The sequence below is a fragment of the Streptomyces sp. NBC_00358 genome, assembly GCF_036099295.1.
In the GTDB taxonomy this organism is placed as follows: domain Bacteria; phylum Actinomycetota; class Actinomycetes; order Streptomycetales; family Streptomycetaceae; genus Streptomyces.
The window spans coordinates 1572347-1594649 of record NZ_CP107976.1; the positions used below are offsets into that span (position 1 = coordinate 1572347).

The 22303-nt window shown below is 72.1% G+C and carries 6 protein-coding genes; 1 reads left to right on the plus strand and 5 read right to left on the minus strand.

Annotated features, from left to right (window positions below):
- Nucleotides 1–52: 52 nt before the first annotated feature.
- From OHT01_RS06520 to fabG, 4 genes are all read right to left on the minus strand, one after another.
- Nucleotides 53–8020 carry a polyketide synthase gene (locus OHT01_RS06520; protein WP_328552165.1) on the minus strand — a complete coding sequence of 2656 codons (7968 nt, stop codon included), beginning with the start codon at nt 8018–8020 and terminating at the stop codon, nt 53–55.
- Nucleotides 8017–12486 (minus strand): MupA/Atu3671 family FMN-dependent luciferase-like monooxygenase, encoded by a 4470-nt coding sequence (locus OHT01_RS06525; protein ID WP_328552166.1) that lies wholly within the window; start codon nt 12484–12486, stop codon nt 8017–8019. Before OHT01_RS06525 ends, OHT01_RS06520 begins: the two co-directional genes overlap by 4 nt.
- Before the next feature lie 29 nt (nt 12487–12515).
- Nucleotides 12516–14510 carry an AMP-binding protein gene (locus OHT01_RS06530; protein WP_328552167.1) on the minus strand — a complete coding sequence of 665 codons (1995 nt, stop codon included), beginning with the start codon at nt 14508–14510 and terminating at the stop codon, nt 12516–12518.
- A 175-nt stretch (nt 14511–14685) separates the two neighbouring features.
- Nucleotides 14686–15447 (minus strand): 3-oxoacyl-ACP reductase FabG, encoded by a 762-nt coding sequence (gene fabG / locus OHT01_RS06535; RefSeq protein WP_328552168.1) that lies wholly within the window; start codon nt 15445–15447, stop codon nt 14686–14688.
- 284 nt (nt 15448–15731) lie between these two features.
- On the opposite strand from fabG, the gene valS reads away from it, so the two are divergent.
- Nucleotides 15732–18287, plus strand: a complete 2556-nt coding sequence (gene valS, locus OHT01_RS06540) for a valine--tRNA ligase (RefSeq protein WP_328552169.1) — start codon at nt 15732–15734, stop codon at nt 18285–18287.
- A 132-nt stretch (nt 18288–18419) separates the two neighbouring features.
- Here valS and OHT01_RS06545 read toward each other — a convergent pair whose 3' ends face one another.
- Nucleotides 18420–21980 (minus strand): choice-of-anchor D domain-containing protein, encoded by a 3561-nt coding sequence (locus OHT01_RS06545; RefSeq protein WP_328552170.1) that lies wholly within the window; start codon nt 21978–21980, stop codon nt 18420–18422.
- Nucleotides 21981–22303 lie beyond the last annotated feature (323 nt).

Genomic DNA, 22303 nt, shown 5'->3' on the forward strand with positions numbered 1-22303 from the left:
GTGCGACTCTCCATATTCAGCCCATCGGGCCGGTGCGTACTCGGAATCCGGATCAGCGGTCGGCGGGGGCGGGCAGGTCGGCGCGCATCATGTCGCCGAGCGCCACGACGATCTTCCGCGGCCCGACGAAGGGCCGGCGGGCGTGCGCCACCAGCATGTTGTCGGTGACGAGGACGTCGCCCTCCTGCCAGGTGAAGACCAGCGCCTCCCGGTCCATCACCTCGCGGACCTCGGTGACCACCTCGTCGGGAATGACCGAGCCGTCGCCCCAGTACACGTTCCTGGGCAGGCCGGCCTCCCCGTACAGCGCCTCCAGCGACTGCCTGGTGTCCGGGTCGAGGCACGAGGGGTGGTGCAGGGCGAGCTGGTTGAAGAAGACCGCCTCGCCGGTACGGGGGTGCGTCAGCACCGCGTCGGCCCGCCGCCAGGTGCGCAGGGTGCCGTCGGGCAGCCAGCGGAAGGCCTCGCCGGCCTCGGCGCACCTGCGCTCCGCCTCGGCCCGGTCCTCGGTGCCGTAGAACCTGGACCAGCTCACGTCCACGCCGTCGATGAAGTTGCGGACGTAGCGCAGCCCGCGCCGGGTGAACTCCTCGGCCAGCTCGGGACGCAGGCTCGTGAGCACCCGGCGGCAGTCCACGATCGGCGTCTCGCCGCCCTCGCGGGCCGCCACGACGCAGGAGAAGAACTGCCGCATCGGCCAGGTGTGCAGGTGCGAGCTCTCGTTGTGGAAGAGGATCGACCGGTCGTCCGGGTAGGGCGTGGACTTGTAGACGCGGGTCGACTCGCCCTCGCGCGGCAGGTCCCCGTACTCGGGGAAGAGCGTCGGGCAGATCGCCGAGGCCGCCTCCTCGAACCGCTCGACCGACCCGGCGTGGAAGCCGCGCAGCAGCACCGCCCCGTACTGGTGCAGATGGGCGTCGACGGCCTCCCGGTTGCCCCGCAGCCACCCCGCGAGGTCGACGCCGGTGTCGGGCGTCAGGACGAGCGGGGCCTGCGGCAGACCGGGCAGGAAGCCGGTGCGTACCGGACTGGTCCGGCCGACGTCCACCGAGCGGCGCTTGGCGCTGCGCAGCGACTGGAGCCTGGTGCTGCGGGAGTCCCGCTCGGTCATGTCCCCTGTCCCGTCCTGGTCGTTGTTCTCCATGCGCAGCTCGCCGATCCGGGTGTCCGGCGCCTCGGCGGCGTCGTGCAGCACGCGCACGAGCCGCGTCGCCATCCGGTCGATCGTGGCGGCGTCGAAGAGTTCCGCGTTGTAGATGAAGGTGCCGACGATCCCCTGGTCCTGTTCCTCCATGAACAGGGTCAGGTCGAACTTCGTGTGCAGCGCGTCGACTTCGACGGTGCGCGCGGTGATCCCCGGGAGTTTGAGGGTGATGTTCAGCTTCTGCAGGAGGAACAGCACCTGGAACAGCGGCGTGTGCGCCGGGCTGCGCTCCTGACGGAGTTCGTCGACGAGCGTCAGGAACGGCAGGTCCTGGTGCGCGTAGGCGTCCACCGACGTCGCGCGGACGCGGGCGAGCAGTTCCCGGAAGGTGGGGTCGCCGCCCAGGTCGGTGCGCAGCACCAGGTTGTTGACGAACATCCCGATCATCTGCTCGAACACGGCCCGGGTCCGGTTGGCGTTCGTCGTGCCGACCGAGACGTCCGTGGTGCGGGCCAGGCGTGACAGCAGCACCTTGAATCCGGCGAGCAGCACCATGAAGAGGGTGGCGCCCTCGTCCCGGCCGAGTCCGCCGAGCCGCTCGGCGAGTTCCGGCGGGACCACGAAGCGGTGCACCGCGTTGCGGATCCGCTGCGTCTCGGGCCGCGGCCGGTCCGTCGGCAGTCCGAGGAGCTTCGGAGCGCCGGCCAGCCGGCGCCGCCAGTAGGCGAGTTGCCGCTCGAACAGCTCGCCGTCCAGCCAGCGCTGCTGCCAGTCGGCGAAGTCCGCGTACTGGTGGTCGAGCGGAGCGAGGGGTGACCGCCGACCGCGCACGAACGCCGAGTACAGCTTCACCAGTTCCTCCACCAGGACGCCCAGCGACCAGCCGTCGGAGACGATGTGGTGGATGTTGACCAGCAGGACGTGGTCCGCCTCCGCGACCCGCAACAGGGCCACCCGGATCAGCGGCCCCCGCTCCAGGTCGAAGACGGTGCGCGCGTGCTCCTGGGCGAGCGCCTCGATCTCCTCCTCGGCCACCTCCCGGACCGGCAGGTCGACCGTGACGTCCTGGTGGATCCGCTGCACCGGCGAGCCGTCCACGGTGTGGACGGTGGTGCGGAGCACCTCGTGCCGTCCCACGACCTCCCGCAGGGCGCGCCGCAGCGGCTCGGTCTCCAGCCGGCCCAGCAGGCGCACCGCTCCGGGGATGTTGTAGGTCGCGCTCGGGCCGTGGAACTGCTCGGCCAGCCACAAGGACTGCTGGCCGAAGGAGAGCGGCACCGGTTCGTCCCTGGGCACCCGCCGCAGCGGGATGTCCGGGTGGGCGTCCTGGGACTGCGACGCCCGCACCTTCTCGGCCAGGCCCGCGACCGTCGGGGCGTCGAACAGTGCCTTGACCGCCAGGTCGACGCGGAAGCGGCGGCGGATCCGGGCGATCACCTGGGTGGCCAGCAGTGAATCGCCGCCCAGCCGGTAGAAGTCGTCGTGCGCGCCGAGTTCCTCGGTGCCGAACAGTTGCCGCCAGATGACCAGGATCTCCTCCTCCACGTCCGCCGCTGCGGCCTGCGCCGCCTCAGCGGCCCCGTGGGTCGCCCTCGCGCGCCGGTGGGCCGTGCCGGGGTCCGGGGCCGTCCCGGCCAGCAGCACCGCGCCGGGCCGGTCCAGGGCCTGCTCCAGCAGGGCCGGGTTCCCGTCCGCGTCCCAGCGGATCGCGGCGACCCGGTCACCGGCGAAGACGTCGAAGACGCTGCCGGCGAGCGCGGGGCGCAGACCGCCCGTGCCACCGGTGACCGCCCGTGCGGGCGAGACGAAGGCCAGCGCCGGGACCTCCGCCTGCGCCGCGGCGCCCACCAGGGCCCGCGCGGCGGCGACGTGCTCGGCCGCCAGGTCGGGCAGGTCGGCGGGTTCCCACGGCAGCGGTGTGCCGTCGAGCGGCAGCTCCGGCGCGTGGACGATCCCGTCCACCCGCCCGAACCGCGCGGCGGCCCGGGAGAGGACCCGCGACAGGTCCTCCGGCGAGGTCGGATCGGCGTCGACGACCATGACCTCGGCGCCCAGGGCGGCCAGCTCCCGCACGGCCCCGATGCGCTCCCGGGTGGTGCGCAGGACGACCTCGGCACGGCGGGCGAGGTGCGCCCGGTGGCCGGGCGGGTCGAGCGTCGCGGGTTGCCGGGCGAGCACCAGGCCGTAGTCCGTGGTGCCGCGAGCGGCTTCGTCGCCGGGGAAGGAGACGACCTCCGCGAACGGCCGCTCCCGCAGCACCCGGTCCCAGGTGTCCAGCGGGACCAGCGGCGAGCCGCTCCGGACGTCCTCGTCCTCGAACAGCCACCACCCCTCGGCGAGACCCCAGAGCAGTTCGACCCAGCGCAGCGACACCACGGCCTCGACCAGTCCGAGCAGACCGCCCGGAGCGATCAGGCCGCGCAGGTTCTCGACCGTGTCCGCGATCCGCGGCGTCGCGTGGACCACGTCGAAGCCGATGACGGCGTCGAAGGAGTGCGCCTGGAGGCCCTGCTCGACCGGGTCACGGGTGATGTCGAGGACCTGGCAGTCCAGGGTGGTGAAACCGCACCCGGCGGCCCACCCCCGGGCCCGGCGGACGAAGGAGCCGCCGAGGTCGGTGAAGCAGTACTCGACCTCCCGCCCGCGCAGCGCCGCGGCCACGATCCGGGTCAACTGGCCGTTTCCGCCGCCGACCTCGAGCACCCGCAGCGGACGTCCCGGGACCGCGTCGGCCAGCTCGGCCAGCAGGCGCCCGGTCAGCTCCGCGTAGACGCGGTAGTTGCTGGCGTCCAGCAGGGTGCGGAACGCCTGCTCCAGCCGTGTGGAGTCGCCGTCCGGGAAGAGCACGCCGACGGCGTCGACGTCGCCGCTCAGCGCCGCCGGGAAGTTGCGTACGCAGTGCTCGATGAAGGAGATCGTCGGCTCGAAGCCGGGCAGCTCGGCGTTGGCGGCGGCGGAGTCGAGGAGTTCCACCTGCTCCGGCCCGCGCAGTACCTCGACCCGGTCCCCCTCGCAGCGGACGACGCCGTCCTCGTGCAGCACCTGGAGGAAGAAGTCGAGGAACTTGACGAACGCGGGCAGGATCCGCATCCGCTCCGCTATCCCGGCGCGCCGGTGCACCACGCCGGCCCGCAGGTCGACGCCGCCGTCCCGCAGGGTCCGGTACACGTGGCTGCCGCAGAGCCGGTTGAGCACTTCGCCCACCGTGTCCCGGTTCCAGGCGGCCCCGGCCGCCTCGGCGAGCCGGTGTTCGGCGGCGGACAGGCCGGGCGTGAGCCGCTCCAGCTCGGGCAGGGTTCCGGCGGCGGACACGGCGGCGAGCGCGAGGCCGGGGCCGGTTCCCTCGTCGAGCCAGTCGGACCACCGCGGTTCGGGCGGCAGGGGGTGCCGTTCCACCAGGGTGAGCCCGGCCCGGCGGTGCCGCGCCAGCCGGCGCGCGAGGAGCATGGACACCTCGGCGGACCCTCCGGTGAGGACGAAGTTGCGGGCCTGCGGGGCCCGTCGCGTCGTCAGGTCCTCCTCGTAGCGCTCGACGTGGCGGGTACCCGCGCGGAACGCGACGACGGTCTCGGCGACGCCGCCGACGAGTTCGCCGACGATTCCGTCGGCGGCCTCCGCGAGCCGGTCGTCCACGTCCACGCAGACCACGGCCAGCTCCGGATGGTCTGCCGCGATCGCGCGGCAGAAGCCGGTCAGGGCCGCGGCGCTCGGTGACGGGTCGTCATCGGCCGCGATCCGGTGCAGCCCGCGCGCCACCAGGGCGAGCTGGACCTCGTCGTCCCCGGCACCGGCGAGCAGCTCCGCCACCCAGACCCCGGCCTGGCGCAGTTCGTCCCCAGCGGCTCCGGCCGCGCCCGGTCCGCACTCCAGCACGATGCGGCGGGGCAGCCCTCCGCGCCGGCGCAGCGCGCCGAGCAGCGCGGCCACGTCCTGGGGGCTGGCCGGATCGAGGACGAAGTCCGTGTCCCGCGCGGCGAACGCCGCACCGCGACGCACCCGGACGACACGCTCCCCCTCCTTCTCCAGACGGTCCGCCAGCGCCTGGCCCAGCCCGTCGTCGGCCACCACCAGCCAGTCGCCCGGCTGCGATCCGGCGGCGTCGAGGCCCGTACGCGGCACGGGAGTCCAGTGACGGACCAGGCTGCCGGTCGCGGCCGCCGGCTCGCTCGCGGCAGGTGTCACCGCGGCCTGCGGTGACGGCTCCGTGGCCGCCGGAACGGGCTCGATCCAGTGGCGCTGGCGCTCGAAGGGGTACCCTGGCAGTGGCACGCGGTGCCGCCGCTGTCCGGCCCAGAACTCCTGCCAGTCCACCGGCACGCCGGCACAGTGCAGAGCCCCGAGCGCCTCCAGCAGCGCCTCGCCGTCGGTCCGCGGGTCGTCGGCGCCGCGCGCGGAGGAGATCACGCGGTGGGCCGGAACGCCGCCGCGGCGCACCATCGAGCCGAGCGTCCGCCCGGGGCCCACCTCCAGGAAGACCTCCGCGCCCTGCTCGGCGGCCGTGCGGACGGCGTCGGCGAAGCGCACCGTCCCGCGCAACTGCCCGGCCCAGTAGCCCGGGGCGCCGAGTTCCTCGGCCGACGCCACCCGGCCGGTGACGCAGGACACCACGGGGATCCGCGGCGCCCTGAGGTCGAAGCGGGCCACCTGCTCCTCGAACGGGCCCACGACCGGGTCCAGCATCGCGGAGTGGAACGCGTGCGAGGTGCGCAGCCGACGGTGCTCGACGCCCTGGGCGGTCAGTCGCCGCTCCAGCTCCTCGACCGCCGGGTAGGGGCCGGCGGCGACGCAGTGCTGCGGGCCGTTCACGGCCGCCAGGGAGCAGTCCCCCAGCAGGGGCAGCAACGACCGCTCGTCCAGGGACACCGCCAGCATGGCGCCGCCGGGCGCCTCGTTCATCAGCCGCGCGCGTTCGACGACGAGATCGAGCGCGTCCTCGAACGGGAGGACGTCGGCGAGCGTCGCCGCGACGTACTCGCCCACGCTGTGCCCGATCAGCACCGACGGCCGCACACCCCACGCCATCCAGAGGCGGGCGAGCGCCAGCGTCACGGTGAACAGGGCGGGCTGGGTCAGCCAGGTCCGGTCCAGCCGCGCGCGCTCGCGTTCCTCGTCCGCGGGGTCCGGCCAGATCACCCGGCGCAGGTCCACGCCGAGCCGGTCGGCGGCGTGCTCCGCGCAGCGGTCCACCACCTCGCGGAAGACCGGCTCGTCGGCGAAGAGACCGGCCAGCATCCGCACCTGCTGGGCGCCCTGGCCGGGGAACACGAAGGCGACGCCGGGGGCGTCGGTCCCGGCCACCCCGGACAGCGGCACCGAGGGACGCTCTCCGGCCAGTGCCTCGATCGCCCCGGCGCGGTCCCGGCAGACGATCGCACGCCGGTGCGGGTGCGCCCGGCGGCCGGTGCTCAGGGTGAACGCGAGGTCCGCCAGAGGCGTTTCGCCGGCCGCGCGGAAGGCGTCCGCCAGTTCGGCGCCCAGCCGGTCCAGCGCCTGGGGCGAACGGGCGGAGAGGACCACGAGCTGCGCGTCGCGGGAGGGCCCCGAGGCCGGACGGACCGGCGCCTCCTCCAGTACGACGTGGGCGTTGGTCCCGCCGATGCCGAAGGAGCTCACCCCCGCGCGCCGCGGCGTCCCGTCCGGCGCCGTCCAGGGCCGCAGCTCGGTGTTGACGTAGAACGGGCTGCGGGCGAAGTCGATGGCCGGGTTCGGCTGCTCGAAGTGCAGGCTCGGCGGAAGGTCGCGGTGCCGCAGTGCCTGGACGGTCTTGATCAGGCCCGCGATCCCGGCCGCCACGTCGAGGTGGCCGACGTTGGTCTTGAGCGAGCCGATCGCGCAGTACTGGCGGCGGTCGGTCTGCTCCCCGAACGCCCTTGTCAGGCCGACGAGTTCGATCGGGTCCCCGATCACGGTACCGGTCCCGTGCGCCTCCACGTAGCCGACCGTGTCCGGTTCGACGTCGGCGAAGGCGAGTGCCTCGGCGATGACGGCGGCCTGCCCGGTGGCGCTCGGGGCGGTGAAACCGGCCTTCGCGGCACCGTCGTTGTTCACCGCCGAACCCCGGATCACCGCGAGGACGTGGTCGCCGTCGGCGACCGCCTCGGAGAGCCGCTTCAGCAGCACCAGGCCCATGCCGCTGCCGAAGCGGGTCCCGCCGGCGGCGGCGTCGAAGGCCCGGCAGTGCCCGTCCGGCGAATGGATGCCGCCCTCGTGGTACTGGTAGCCCACCCCGCTGGGCAGGATCGCGCTCGCGCCGCCGGCGACGGCGAGGTCGCACTCGTACCCGAGCAGCGCGCGGGCCGCCTGATGCACCGCGACCAGGGAGGTCGAACAGGCCGTGTCGACCCCGACGCTCGGACCGGTGAGGTCGAACTTGTGCGAGATCCGGGTCGGCGCGAAGCCCTTGTCGGTGGCGAAGAAGATCCGCTGCATGCCGACCTGCTCGATCAGCTCCGGACGGCCGATCAGGTTGTTCACCAGGTAGGAGGGGAAGCCCACGCCGACGTAGACCCCGGTGGTGGCGCCGAGCGTCTCCGGGTTGTAGCCGGCGTGGTCGAACAGCGCCTGGGTGCCCTCCAGCAGCATCCGGTGCTGCGGATCGAGGATGGCCGCCTCCATCGGGGTCAGTCCGAACAGGCCGGCGTCGAACTGCTCCATCCCGTCCAGCACGGTGGCCGCCCGGACGTACCCCGGATCGCGGAACCGCCGCTCCGGGACCCCCGCGGCGAGCAGGTCCTGCTCCGACAGCCGGGTGACGGACTCGACGCCGTCCGCGATGTTGCGCCAGAACTCCTCCGGGTCCCGGGCGCCGGGGAACCGGCCGGCCATGCCGATGACCGCGATGTGCTGGATGTCGTCGTCGGTGTCGCGCTCGCTCACGAGCTCTGCCTCCTGCGCTGCTGCCGTCGGACGGCGGCCCTCTGCTTGTTGACCCGGTCGTCGACGCGCCCACGTTCGGCGTCGACCGTGCCGCCGGAGCCCAGCCGGGCGGCCAGGGCGGCGATCGTCGGGTAGGTGAAGATGTCAACGAGTTCGACCGGGCCCAGGCCCGTGTCCTGGATGCGGCTGTGCAGTCTGGCCGCGAGCACGGAGTGACCGCCGACCTCGAAGAAGTTCTCGTGCACGCCCACCGAGTCGCGTTCCAGGAGTTCGGCCCAGATCCGCTGCAACGCGCCCTCGGCCTCGTCGCGCGGGCCCACGTACCCGGCCGGCACGGCCGAGGAGACCTCGGTGGCCGACCGGACCAGCGCGCCGCGGTCCGTCTTGCCGTTCTGCGTCAGGGGCAGAGCGTCGCGTGCCACGAACCTGGAGGGCACCATGTACTCGGGCAGCAGACCGCGCACGTGCGAGCGCAGCGCCTGCTCGTCGCACCCGGCGTCGCCGCGGGGGACGACGAAGGCGATGAGGCTGCTGTCGCCCGCACCGTCCCGCCGGGCACTCACGGCGCACTCGGCCACGTCCGGGTGCGCGCCGAGGACGGCCTCGATCTCGCCGGCCTCGACGCGGAAACCGCGCACCTTGATCTGGTGGTCCACCCGGCCGAGGAACTCCAGCCGGCCGCCGCCCAGTGACCGCACCAGGTCACCGGTGCGGTACATGCGCGCACCGGCGGCCGTGGCGAAGGGATCGGGCAGGAACCGCTCGGCGGTCAGCGCCGGCCGGTCCCAGTAGCCGCGGGCCACACCGGTCCCGCCGACGAAGAGCTCGCCGACGACCCCGGGCGGCACCGGCCGCAGGTGACGGTCCAGCACGTACAGCGTGGTGTTGGCCAGCGCTCCGCCGACGGTGACCCGGCCCGAGGCGTCGACCTCCAGCGTCCGCACGGCCGACCAGACGGTCGTCTCGGTCGGGCCGTACATGTTGAGCATCCGCTCGACGCCGGAGCCGCCGAGCCGTTCCACCAGCTCCGGGAGCGCCGCGTCGCCGCCGACCAGCAGGTGCCGGAGCGGGCCGAACCCGGCTCCGGTCCCGGCCGTCTCCAGCAGCATCCGGGCGTAGGCGGGCGTGCACTGGAGGTGCGTCACCCCGTGCCGGGACAGCGTGTCGGCCAGCAGCGTCGCGGACGCCTCGGTGAGAAGGCGGCGGACCGTCACGACGTGGTCGAGTGCGGCGAGCGCCTGCTCGTCGTCGACCCCGAAGTCGATCAGGCAGGCGATCTCGTCGACCCCCGCGTCCGCCAGTTCCCGTACCAGCGAAGCGCAGTGCTCGGGCGTGCCGAAGAGCGCGCTGCTGTTCGCGAAGCGCTGGTAGGCGTGGTCGACGAGCAGCTCCCGGTGCTCCACCGGGTCGAGGCCGAGCCCCTTGGCCAGCCCCCGCATCAGATCGATCGAGCTGCGCAGGTAGTTCTTGAACGGCTCGCGGACCGCCTCCTGGACCACGTCCGGGTCGGGGTGGACGAAGGTGTGGAGCATCAGGGTCACGACGCCCTCGTCGTGTCCCGCCGCGGCCCGCGCGGCGCGGTAGACCCCGATCTTCCGGGCCAGCTCGTGGACGTTCTGCCCCAGCAGGTGGGTCAGCAGGTTGGCGCCGGCCGCGCCCGCCTGGCGGAACGTCTCCTCGCTGCCCGCCGCGGTGGCCCAGACCGGAAGTTCGGGCTGGACGGGCCGGGGCAGGGTGGCGGTCTCCACCTCGGCACCGACGCCGTTCACCCGCCGCACGCTCTCACCGCGCCACAGGGCCCGCACCGTCTCGATGTCCCGCCACATCCGCTCCTTGCGGTCGGCGAACTTCTCCGGTGCCAGCACGAAGTCGTCGGGCTGCCACCCGGAGGCGAAGGAGAGGCCCACCCGTCCGTCGGAGAGGTTGTCGACGGCGGCCCATTCCTCCGCGACCCGCAGCGGATCCTGCAGCGGAAGAACGACGCTGCCCGCCCGCAGGGCGACGCGCTCGGTCACCGCGGCCACCGCGGCGGCCAGCACCGAGGGGTTCGGGAACGCGCCGCCGAAGGCGTGGAAGTGCCGTTCCGGGAGCCAGACCGCACGCAGGCCGGCGGCGTCGGCGAACCGCGCCCCTTCCAGCAGCATCCGGTAGACGTCGGACCCCCGGCGCTCGCCGGAGTCGGAGGCGAAGTAGAACAGGCTGAAGTCCACCGGGCGCGCCGGGGCGGAGCCGTTCGCCCCGGCCCGCCGCGCGGGCGCCGCCCATCGTTCGGTCTCGACGATCACGCGGTAGCCGCGGCACAGGGTCCACAGCAGCTCGACGACCGAGATGTCGAAGCAGACGCTGGTGACCGCGAGCCAGACCGGCTGCTCGCCCGTCGGCGGCGCGCCCGTCGGCGGCGCGCCCACGGCGAGGTCGAGGCCCGCGAACAGGTTGGTGACGTTGCGCCGCGTGACCATGACCCCCTTGGGCCGGCCGGTCGACCCGGAGGTGTAGATGACATAGGCGAGCGCCGCCTCGGGGGTCGCGGCGAGCGGCGTCGGCGCGAGCCCCGCGGCCTCACGCGCGAGCGTGTCCAGGGCGACGCGTTCGCCGGGGCACCCGCGGACCGCCCGCTCGCCCGTCCGGTCCACCAGGCAGAGCGCGATCCCGCCGTCCTCGGCCATGTGGGCGAGGCGCTCCGCCGGGTAGTCCGGGTCCAGCGGCAGATAGGCGCCGCCGGCCCGGACGACGGCCAGCATGGCCACCACCAGCTCGACCGAGCGCTCGGCGCAGAGACCGACCCGCACCTCCTCGCGCACCCCTCGGGCACGCAGTGCGGCGGCCATGCCGTCGACCCGGTCCCCCAGTTCCCGGTAGGTCACCGAGCGCTCGCCGCACACCAGGGCGACGGCCCCCGGGGTCCGGCGCACCTGGGCGTCGAACTGATCGAGCCAGGACAGCTCGCCCAGGTCCACCGTGGGCCCGCTGGTCTCGGCGCGCAGCTCCCGCTCGGCCTCGCGGGACAGGGCCGGAAGCTGCGAGACCCGCCGCTCCGGGCGCGCGGTGACGGCGTCGAGCAGCGCCAGGTAGCCGTCCGCGATCCGCTCGACGGTCGCCCGGTCGAAGAGGTCGACGTTGTAGGTCCAGGAACAGGCGAAGCGCCCGTGCACCTGCTGGACGGAGAGGACCAGGTCGTAGGGGGCGCCGCGCTGGCCGGAGGCGGCCAGCGGCGTGAGGGGGACCGGCTGCCGGTCGGGGTCGGTCTGCTGCCAGACGTACATCACCTGGAAGAACGGGGAACGGCGCGGATCGCGCACCGGGTTGAGGCGCTCGACGAGCAGCGGGAACGGGAACGGGTGGTCCAGGGCCCGCAGCAGGGTCCCGCGGGTGCGCCCGAGCGCCGCGAGGAAGGTGGGATCGTCCGCGAGCCGGGTGCGCACGACCACCGGGTCGGCGAAGAAGCCCACCGTGTCCCGCACGTCGGCGGTCGGCCGGTTGGCGGCCGGTGTCCCCACCACGACGTCGTCCGCACCCAGGTACTTCTGCAGAAGCACCTGGAAGGCCGACAGGAAGAGCATGTTCGGTGTCGCGTCGGCCTCGCGGGCGACCCGGCCGATCGCGGCCGACAGCCGGTGGTCAAGCTGCACCGTGTGGCGACCGCCGCGGAAGGTCTGCACCGGGGGGCGCGGCCGGTCGAACGGCAGCTCCGCCTCCTCCAGTCCGGCCAGCTCCTCGCGCCAGAAGGCCAGGGCGTCCGCCGCGCCCGGACCGGCGAGCCTCTGCTGCTCACGGCGCGTCTGCTCGGCGAAGTCCACGCCGTGCGGCATCGTCTCCTCGGTGTCCTCGGCCCGGTAGGCGGCCAGCCACTCCTCGACGATCACGTCTACGGACCGCAGGTCCGCTGCGATGTGATGCACCGCCAGTGCCAGTACCGGGCGCGCGTCGTCAGGACCGCCGCGCACCAGGGCCGCCCGGAGCGGCAGCTCCCGTTCGAGGTCGAAGGGCCGGTCCACGAAGGCTTCGGCGAGGGACTCGGCCGCCTCCGCCGCGGCGGTCTCCTCGACGAGGACCGCCGCGGGAACCTCCGCGACGCACCGCAGCGGCTCGCCGTCGTTCCAGCGGTAGGTCGTCCGCAGGATCGCGTGACGGGTCATGACCGAGCGCAGCGCGCGGTCGAGCCGCCCGGCGTCGAGAGCCTCGTCGGTACGGGCCACCAGCGCGAGGTTGTAGGCGACGCTGTCCGGGGTCAGCCGCTGGTGCAGCAGCAGACTGCGCTGACCCGCGGTCAGCGGTCCGCCCTGCGCGGCCCCGGCCCCGGCGCGCAGGTGCGCCACGATCGCGTCACGGCGCTCCCGTACCTGCTCCAGCAGCGCGGGCGTCAACCGCACCTGCTCCCCGCGGCACTGGAGGCGGCCCTCCTCCAGGAAGAGCCTGATGCCCAGGGCCTCGACCCCGGCCATGAACTCGCGTACGTCCTCGGCCATCGCCGGCCTACTCTCCCCGTGCTCGCCCATCAACCCAGGTCCAGCTGAATCTCCGCGGCCCCCGGCGTCGTTCCCGGTTGCGTCTCCTGCGCGCGCAGCCGCAGCAGCGCGGCGAACTCGCCGACCGTGTGCACGGCCGCCACGTCGGACAGCGTCAGCCGGTGTCCGAGGCGGGTGTCCAGATCGCCCAGCAACTGCACGGCCTTCAACGAGTCGCCGCCCAGTTCGAAGAACCGGTCCTGGACGCCCACCCGCTCGACCCCCAGGACCCTGCTCCAGGCGTCCGCGACCGCCTGCTCGACCTCGTCGCGCGGCGCCGTGTACTCGGCGCGGGAGCGTTCCTCGCGCGGATACTCCCCGGCCAGATGGGCGGCGCGCACGGCGGAGCGCCGCAGCTTCCCGCTGGAGGTGCGCCGGATCCCGCCGCGCGGCACGAGGACGACTTCCCGGACGGCCACCGCGTGGCCGGCGCCGACCCGTTCCCGGACGGCCCCGGCTATGGCCCGGCCCTCCTCCGCGGTGGTCCGGCCGGTCGTCTCGACGGCCAGCACCAGTTCCTCGCCGCGCTCGCCGCCGACCGCGAAGGCCACGCAGCGGCCGCCGCGGATCCGCGGATGCGCCTCCTCCGCGGTCCGTTCCAGGTCGTGCGGATAGTGGTTGCGGCCGTGCAGGACGATCAGGTCCTTGACCCGGCCGGTGACGAACAGGCCCTCCGGTCCGGCGAACCCGAGATCGCCGGTGCGCAGGAACGGGCCCTCGCCGGTGGCGAGCGTGGCCCGGAAGACCGACTCGCTCTCCCGCTCCCTGCCCCAGTACCCCCGCGCCACGCTGGGGCCGCCGACCCAGATCTCCCCCACCGTTCCCTCGGGTGTGCGTTCACGCGTCGTGGGATCGACGATCTCGACGCGCTGGCCCGGGTCCGCGCTCGGGCCGCATCCCACGACCACCCGTGCCTGCGCACCCGGTGCCGCCTCGCGCACCCGGTGGCGTTCGAGCTCCGCCGCGTCCAGGCGGGCCAGGCGGTCGCCGCCGGGCTGCGCCGTCACCACGAGGGTGTTCTCCGCCAGTCCGAAGGAGGGGTGGAAGGCGTCGCGGCGAAAGCCTGCGCCGGCGAACGCCCGGGCGAACCGGTCCAGCGTCGCGTGATGAACCGGTTCGGCGCCGGATATCGCCACCCGCCAGTTGCTCAGATCCAGGCCGCGGATCGCCTCGGGATCGGCCTCGGCGGCCTGGGCCGCCATCTCGTAGGCGAAGTTCGGCGCGGCGCTGACACGGGCGCCGTAGTGCGACATCGCGCTGACCCAGCGCAGGGGGTCGCGGAGAAAGGCGAACGGCGCCATCAACTGTGACCGGCCACCGCAGAAGAGCGCCATCAGGATGCCGCCGATGAGCCCCATGTCGTGGTACGGCGGCAGCCAGAAGACACCGTTCATCCGGCCCGCGACACCGTACGCGTCGCGTCCGGCCCGCAGGTTCTCCAGCAGGTTCCGGTGCGAGAGCATGACGCCCTTCGGCTGCCCGGTGGACCCGGAGGTGTACTGGAGCACGGCCAGGTCCTCGGGCCGGGTCTCCGTCGCCTCCCAGGCGTCCGCCGACTCCGCGGGGACCGAGGAGGAGACGATCCACTCCACCGAGGGGAACTCCTCGTGCAGCGAACTCCCCGACAGCCCCGCCATGTCGTCGACCAGGACACAGCTCGGGGCCGCGTCGGCCATGATCGCGCGAACCCGCTCCAGCCCCCGGCTCAGCCGCGTCGCCTCCGGCGGATAGGCGGGCACCGCGATCGCGCCGGCCAGCATGGCGGCGAAGATCCCGACCACGTAGTCCGCGCCCGGCTGGTTGAGCACCAGGACACGGGAACCGGGAGCCGCGTGGCACTGGATCCGGGCGGCCAGGGCTTTCGCGCGCTGGAACAACTCACGGTTGGTGAGCTGCTGTTCGCGCCAGGCGCGCCGGTCGGTGAAGCGGTCGACGAACGTGTAGGTGACGGCCTGCGGCAGTTCTTCCGCGTGCCGCTGGAGCAAGCCGTTGAGATCTCGGACAATGGGCTCAAAGCTTTGCTTCGACACGGCCTGACCCTTCATATGGAGCGCCTTTCTGCTGGTCAGGCTATTCACGCCCACTGAATTCGCCATGAAATCCCGCTGCGGGCCGGTGAAGCGGTGCTGCACCGCCCTCTCACCGCTCGTCGGACCCGGCTCAGATCGCGAGTCCGCCGTCGATGCCGATGACCTGACCGGTGATGTATGCCGCCCGGTCGGAGACGAGGAACGAGACGAGGTCGGCCACCTCCTCGGGCGCGCCGAACCGGGCCAACGGGATCTGCTTGCGGTGCTTGTCCCTCGTCGCGGGATTCATCGACGCCATCATGTCGGTGTCGACGAATCCCGGTGCCACCGCGTTCGCGCGGACGCCGAGTTTGCCGTACTCCTTGGCGAGGGCGCGCGTAAAGCCGATGATCCCGGCTTTGGCGGCGGAGTAGTTCGTCTGCATCACCGAGCCGTACACACCGGCGATGGACGACAGCGTCACGATGACGCCCTTCTGGCGTTTGATCAGGAACGGCAATGCGACGCGGCAGAGATGGTAGGTGCCGTCCAGATTGACGCGCACCACGTCCTGCCACTGGGCGTCGTCCATCATGACCAGCGGCTGGTTGCGGGTGATGCCCGCAGCGGTCACCACCGCGTCGAGGGAGCCCAGTTCGGCCTCGGCCGCCGTGACGAAGTCGCGGGTCGTCGCGGCGTCGGCGACGTCGACACGCCGCGCGAAGGTGCGGGCGCCGTGCCGGGCCGCCGCCCGGGCGGTCTCGTCGGCGGCGTCCGACCGCGAGCGGTAGCAGAACGCGACGTCGTAACCGTCCTGAGCGAGACGGATCACGATCGCGCGGCCGATACCCCGGGAACCGCCCGAGACGAGGGCCACAGGCCGGACGGCCCTGTCGAATGCGGTGGTGGTCACGCGGTGTCCTCCGGGATGGGTGGCGGTACGCCGCCGACGGCCGGTCCGCAGGATCGAATTCAGTGCCGGGCGTCCGTGCGCGTCAGCGTCGAGGCGGTCGGCCCGCCCAGGCGTCGGAATGCGCCGGACATTCCTCAACTCGCCATTCCTCTGCGGCGATCCTATCGAGCGTTGCTGAACCGGCAGTGAATTGCGACTGAGTTCCGGTGAAGCCGGACTGCAGGAGGCAGGTCGACCGGCCTCGGTCGCCCCCCGGGACGCAACTGTCATTATGATCCTGGGACATGACGACCCCTTTTTCTCGGCCCACGACTCCCGACAAGCCCACACTGGACGGCCTTGAGGCCAAGTGGAGCAAGAGCTGGGACGAGCAGGGCGTATACGAGTTCGATCGCAACGCGACCCGGGACCAGGTGTATTCGATCGACACCCCGCCGCCCACGGTGAGCGGCAGCCTGCACGTAGGACACGTCTTCTCCTACACCCAGACCGATGCGATCGCCCGCTTTCAGCGGATGCGCGGCAAGCAGATCTTCTATCCGATGGGCTGGGACGACAATGGACTGCCCACCGAGCGGCGCGTCCAGAACTACTTCGGCGTCCGCTGCGACCCGTCCCTTCCCTACGACCCGGAATTCGCCCCGGCGGCCGATCCCGGCAAGCGGCAGATCCCGGTCTCACGGCGCAACTTCATCGAACTGTGCGAGCGTCTGACGCTTGAGGACGAGAAGGTCTTCGAGAACCTGTGGCGGCGCCTCGGGCTGTCCGTGGACTGGCGGCAGACGTACCAGACGATCGGCAGCCGGGCTCGCGCGGTCTCCCAGCGGGCCTTCCTGCGTAACCTCGCCAGGATCGAGGCCTACCGGGCCGAGGCGCCGACTCTGTGGGACGTCACATTCCAGACCGCGGTGGCCCAGGCCGAGTTGGAGGACCGCGAGCGGCCGAGCGCCTACCACCACATCGTCTTCGAGGGGGCCGGAGAGCGGGCCCTGGAAGTCGCGACGACCCGGCCGGAACTGCTGCCCGCGTGCGTGGCCCTGGTCGCGCACCCGGACGACGAGCGGTTCCAGGACCTGTTCGGCACCACCGCGCGCACCCCCGTGTTCGACGTCGAGGTGCCTGTGCTGGCGCACCGCCTGGCCGACCCCGAGAAGGGGACCGGGCTGGTGATGGTCTGCACCTTCGGCGACACCACCGACGTGATCTGGTGGCGCGAACTCGACCTGCCCACCCGGGCGGTGATCGGACGGAACGGCAGGTTCGTCGAGCACGGCCCGGCCGGCCTCGACTCACCGCAGGCCCGGGAGGCCTACGCGCGGCTCGCCGGTGCGACCCCGCACACCGCACGCGAGCGAATCCTCGAACTGCTCGGTGACGCGCGGGCGTTGAACGGCGAGCCGCAGCACTTCAACCACATGGTGAAGTTCTACGAGAAGGGCGACAAGCCGCTCGAGATCGTCACCAGCCGGCAGTGGTACCTGCGCAACGGCGGCCGCGACCTCGCCCTGCGCGACCAACTGATAGGCCGGGGACGGGAACTGACCTGGCATCCGGAGTCGATGCGCAGCCGGTACCAGTCCTGGGTCGAGGGTCTCAACGGCGACTGGCTGATCAGCCGCCAGCGCTTCTTCGGGGTACCGATCCCGGTCTGGTACCGCCTCGACGAGTCGGGCGACCCGACCGACGAGATGATCCTGCCGGCCGAGGACGCGCTGCCGATCGACCCGAGCAGCGAGGCCCCGCCCGGATTCACCGCCGAACAGCGCGACGTCCCCGGCGGGTTCACCGGCGACCCCGACGTGATGGACACCTGGGCGACCTCCTCGCTCACGCCCCAGATCGCCGGCGGATGGGGACACGACGACGATCTGTTCGCCCGGGTCTTCCCGATGGACCTGCGCCCCCAGGCCCACGAGATCATCCGTACCTGGCTGTTCTCCACCGCTGTCCGCGCCGAGCTGGAGCACGGCGTGCTGCCCTGGCGCCATGCCGCGATCAGCGGCTGGATCCTCGACCCCGAACGCAAGAAGATGTCGAAGTCCAAGGGGAACGTGGTCACCCCGGTCGACCTGCTGGACCAGCACGGCTCGGACGCGGTCCGGTACTGGGCGGTCTCCGCGCGCCCCGGCACCGACACGGCGTTCGAGGTCGGCCAGATGAAGATCGGACGCCGCCTCGCCGTCAAGGTCCTCAACGCCTCCAAGTTCGTCCTGGGCTTCGGCACCGGCCCCTCGGCCGCCGAGGTCACCCGGCCGCTCGACCAGGCCATGCTGGCCCGGATCGCCGAGGTCGTCGCCGAGGCCACCGAGCATCTGGAGGGCTACGACTACGCGCGCGCCCTGGAGACGATCGAGCGCTGCTTCTGGAGCTTCTGCGACCACTACGTCGAGCTGGTGAAGAACCGCGCCTACGGCGCCATGACCGAGGCCGACGCCGACTCGGCCCGCGCGACCCTGACGACGGCGCTGTCCGTCCTGCTGCGCGCCCTGGCCCCCTTCCTGCCGTTCACCACGGAAGAGGCCTGGAGCTGGTGGCGGAGCGGCTCGATCCACCGTGCCGCCTGGCCCACCCCCCAGGAGCTCCAGCCCCTGGCACCCCACGGCGACCCCCGGCTGCTGACCCTGGCCGCGGAGGCCACCACCGCCATCCGCAAGGCCAAGAGCACCGCCCAGCTCTCCATGCGCGCCGAGGTGAAGAGCCTTGTCGTGACCGGCCCGCCCACCCTGCACAACGCCCTGCGCGAGGTCCTCCCCGACGTCCAGGCCGCGGGCCGCGTCCTCGACGTCGAGTTCCGCTCCGCGGAGACGGACACCCTGGCCTACGAGGTCGTCCTGCTCTGACCGGTCCGCCGCCCCTCGCCACCCGGACCGTTTCCGGCCGGGACTTCACGCGCGACACCCACCGGGACTCCTCTCGGTGGCAGGTGCCGCCGGGCGCGCCCGCGCCCGGCGGCACCGTCGAGGCGGGCCGGGTCAGGTGTTCCAGACCTGGAACTCGGAGATCTGACCGGCCGGCCAGCCGTTGTTCGCCGTGATGTTCACCCGGAGGTATCGCTGGGTGGTCGCGGTGAAGGTGATGGTGACCGTGTTGTTGGTGGCGGGGTCGAAGGTGTACGCGGCCGACGACTTGATGGTGGTGAACGAGGCGCCGTCGGTGCTGCCCGACAGGGACAGCGTCTGGTTGCGGGCGCCCCAGCCGGCGGGGAGCTGGAGGACGACACGGCCGGTGCTCTGCGCGGAGCCGAGGTCGACCTGGACCCACTGCGGGAAGGCGTTGTTGGCGCTCTCCCAGTAGGAGCCCTGGTTGCCGTCCGTCACGTTCGAGGACGCGTACACGTCGGTGTGGCCGGACTCGGTGGTGGCCGCGCCGGCGGCCAGGTTCCTGCTCACCGTGCCCGCGCCGGTGCCGGTCAGCGCGACCGTGGTCGTGCCGTTCGACGCGTTGCTGGCGATGCTGAGATCGCCGGTCCGGGTGCCGGACGCGGTGGGCCTGAAGGTGACGTTCACCGTGCAGGAGGCGTTCGCCGCGATCGACGTTCCGCAGTTGTCGGTCCCCGAGAAGTCGCCCGTGACGGTGATGCCGGAAACGGTCGCGGCGGTGGTTCCGGTGTTGGTCACCGTGACCGTCTGCGCACTGCTGGAGGTGTTGAGCGCCTGGGTGGGATACGACAGGGACGTCGGGCCGGCCGACAGGATCGCGTTCGAGGAGCCGCCGTCGCCGGGGAACACCTCGAAGTCCGACAACTGGGCCGCGTTCCAGCCTGTGTTGGCGGTGATGTTCACCCGCACGTATCTCGCCGTGGCGGCGCTGAACGTGATGGTCACGGTGTTGCCGTTGGCGTTCGGGTCGAAGGTGTACCCGGCCGACGCCTTGATCGTGGAGAAGCTCGAACCGTCCGTGGATCCCTGCACCGACAGTGTCTGCGTGCGAGCCGACCACGCCGTCGCCGGCGGGAGTTTGAGCACGACCTTGCCGACGCCGTAGTTCTGGCCGAGGTCGACCTGGGCCCATTGCGGGAACGAACCGTTCGTGCCTTCCCAGTACGTCGACGCGTCCGGGTCGGTGAGGTTCGAGGCGACGTACGGGCTGTTGCCCGAACTCGCCGTCGCCGGACGGCCGGCGGCGACATCGGTGGTGCTGTCGATGCCGCTGCCGGTCAGGGAGACGACGGTCGGGCTGTTGTTGGCGTTGCTGGTGACGGTCAGGTTGCCGCTCCGGGATCCGCCCGCGGTGGGCTTGAACCCGACGTTCACCGTGCAGGACGCACCGACCGCGAGGGTGGAGCAGTTGTTGGTCTGGCTGAAGTCACCGGTCGCCGCGACGGCCGCGACGGTCGCCGACGCGGTACCCGAGTTCGTCACCTTCACCGCTTGCGTGGCGGCCGAGGAGCCGACCACCGTGGCGTCGAAGGACAGGCTCGCCGGGTCGGTGTTCAGGACCGGGCCAGGCGCGGTGCCGGTACCGGAGAGGGTGACCGTGTCGGTGACGCCGCCCGCGTTGACGGTCAGCGTGCCGCTCCGGCTGCCGGTCGCCGTCGGCGCGAACTTCACACTGACGGTGCACGAGCCGTTCGCCGCGATCGACGAGCCGCAGGTGTTGGTCTGGGAGTAGTCGCCACCGGCGGAGATCGAGGAGACGGGCGCGGAGCTGTTGGTCGGGTTGGAGACGGTCACGGTCTGCGGGTCGCTCGTCGAACCGGTCGGGACCGAGCCGAAGTTCAGCGCGCCGGGGGTGGCCGTCACGCCTTCGGACGGGTAGGGCGGGTAGACCGGGGCGGGCCAACCGCCGCAGTACGGTGTGCCGCTGATGCCGGAGTTGCCGCCGCCGTCGGTGACGACGAAGTTGCCGCCCGAGCAGTTGTACACCGGGGACGAGTAACCGACGCCGGTCGCCGTGACGTTGGTGAACTTCGCCGCGCCGCCGGTCTGCTCCTGCAGGGCGAAGGTTCCGGTGCCGGCGATGGTCACATTGTTGAGGTTGACACCGCTGATGGTGCCCTCGACCCACTGGACGGCCTCGTACGGACTCTGCTGGATCAGCGCGTTGGTGACGTTGACCGGGCCGGTGATCGCGCCCTGGCTGCCGTCGAACCACAGGGCGCCCACGCCGAACTGCCAGTTCGGGTCGAGGCTGCCGTCCCGGATCATGGTGTTGTCGGAGATCGTGGTGGTGCCGACCGGTGTCGACGTGAAGCGTTGCCCCACGTGGATGCCGCCGCCCTGGGCGAGGCCGGTGTCCACCACCCGGTTGCCGCTGACGGTGTTGTCGTGGCCGCCGTAGATCGCGATGCCGTTGGCGAGGATCTGCAGGGACACGGTGTTGTTCGAGATCGTGTCGTTGGCGTCGGCGCCGATGCCGGAGTCCGCCCAGGTGGCGATGCCGTCGTCACCGGTGTTGCGGATGTCGCTGTTGGTCACCTTCGAGTTGGTGACGGCGCCGTGGAAGTTGATGCCGTCCGCGGTGGTGTCGCGGATGCGCATGCCGCTGAACGTCAGCCCGTCCATCGGCCCGTCCATCCAGGCGCCGACCTTCATGTGGTCGATCCACAGGTTGGCGACGGTCGAGGTGCTCATCGCGCCGCCGATGCCGTTGACCTGGGCGCTGTCGTCGCGTTCCTGCACATTGCCGAAGATCGCGAAGTTCTGGAGGTGCACGCCGGTGCTGGCCGAGGGCGCGGAGCCGCCGTAGAAGCCGGGGGCCGTGCCGGTGACGGTCGAGTACCACATTCCGGCGCCGGCGATCGTGACGTTGTTGACGCTGATGTGGCCGGGGATGTTGTAGGTGCCCGGCGGGATCCACACGGTGCCGCCGGGGCCGGCCGCGCTGATCGCGGCGTTGAACGCGCCGGTCGCGTCGCTCGCACCGGTGGAGTCGGCGCCCTTGCTGGTCACCGACACCGCCCCCGAGGGTGCGGTCAGGGCGGCGCCGACCTGCTCGAAGTCGGCGAAGTCGAGCGTGTACGAGGAGGCGGTGTCCCCCGAATCGACCTGCAGCTTGAAGGTCGTTCCCGCCGGATAGGTGGTGGAGAACAGGCGGTGGGCCTCGTCGAAGAAGTGGTGCGGGTTGCTGCCCGGCGAGTTGGTGAAGGGGTAGCTGCCGTAGTACCAGCTGTAGGCGTTGGTCAGGGTGAAGTCGGGCTGCTTGACGCCGTTGATGTACAGGGACAGCGCGGCGGTGTAGACCGAGCCGCCCGAGGTGTCGGGGATGCTGTACCGGAAGTTGATCGAGTTGGTCGCCACCGGCGTGGTGAACGTGACGTACTTGCCGGTGCCCTGGAGCGTCGTCGCCTTGCGGTACGACGCCTCGTCGGCCAACTGGCCCTGGGTGTAACTCGGGCCTATGGGTGTGCCGTTGGTGGCGGAATTCTCGGCCTGCACCTCGACGTACGGCAGGCTCGCGCCGCTGCCGCCGGTGGCAGCGGTCGCCGCCCAGGCAGGTGGGACAGCCAGCGCGAAGACGCCGACGACGGCCAGCATCGCGGTGCTGACCGCCCAGACGAGGGCTCGTCTCAGATCTCGGATGGAATGGAACACGTGCCACTCCTTTCATCAAGAAATGCCGGAACTGTGCCGCCGACACCGCCGGAGAAGGAGGAGCGCGGCTCAAGGGGTGACGGGAGACAGGGGGAAGGCAGGGATGCTGACCACGCGAGGGGGACCGTAATATCCTCGACATGCACACGCAAGAACTAGACAGAACATTGCAACAATAAAAATCTGGCCTGCAAGATCTAGAACTGCTGTCCGACGCCACTGCGGGGAAGGGGTGGGTCCAGGAGATCCCGATCAGGCACTCAGACACCTGGCCCGCGGGCCTGCGGGAACGAGCCATGCGAGTCATCGCAAATTTCTTACTG

Excerpts from the sequence above, each read along its gene's own strand:
- OHT01_RS06525 (WP_328552166.1), bottom strand. The coding sequence starts at position 12,486 with ATGGCCGAGGACGTACGCGAGTTCATGGCCGGGGTCGAGGCCCTGGGC.
- valS (WP_328552169.1), top strand. The coding sequence starts at position 15,732 with ATGACGACCCCTTTTTCTCGGCCCACGACTCCCGACAAGCCCACACTG.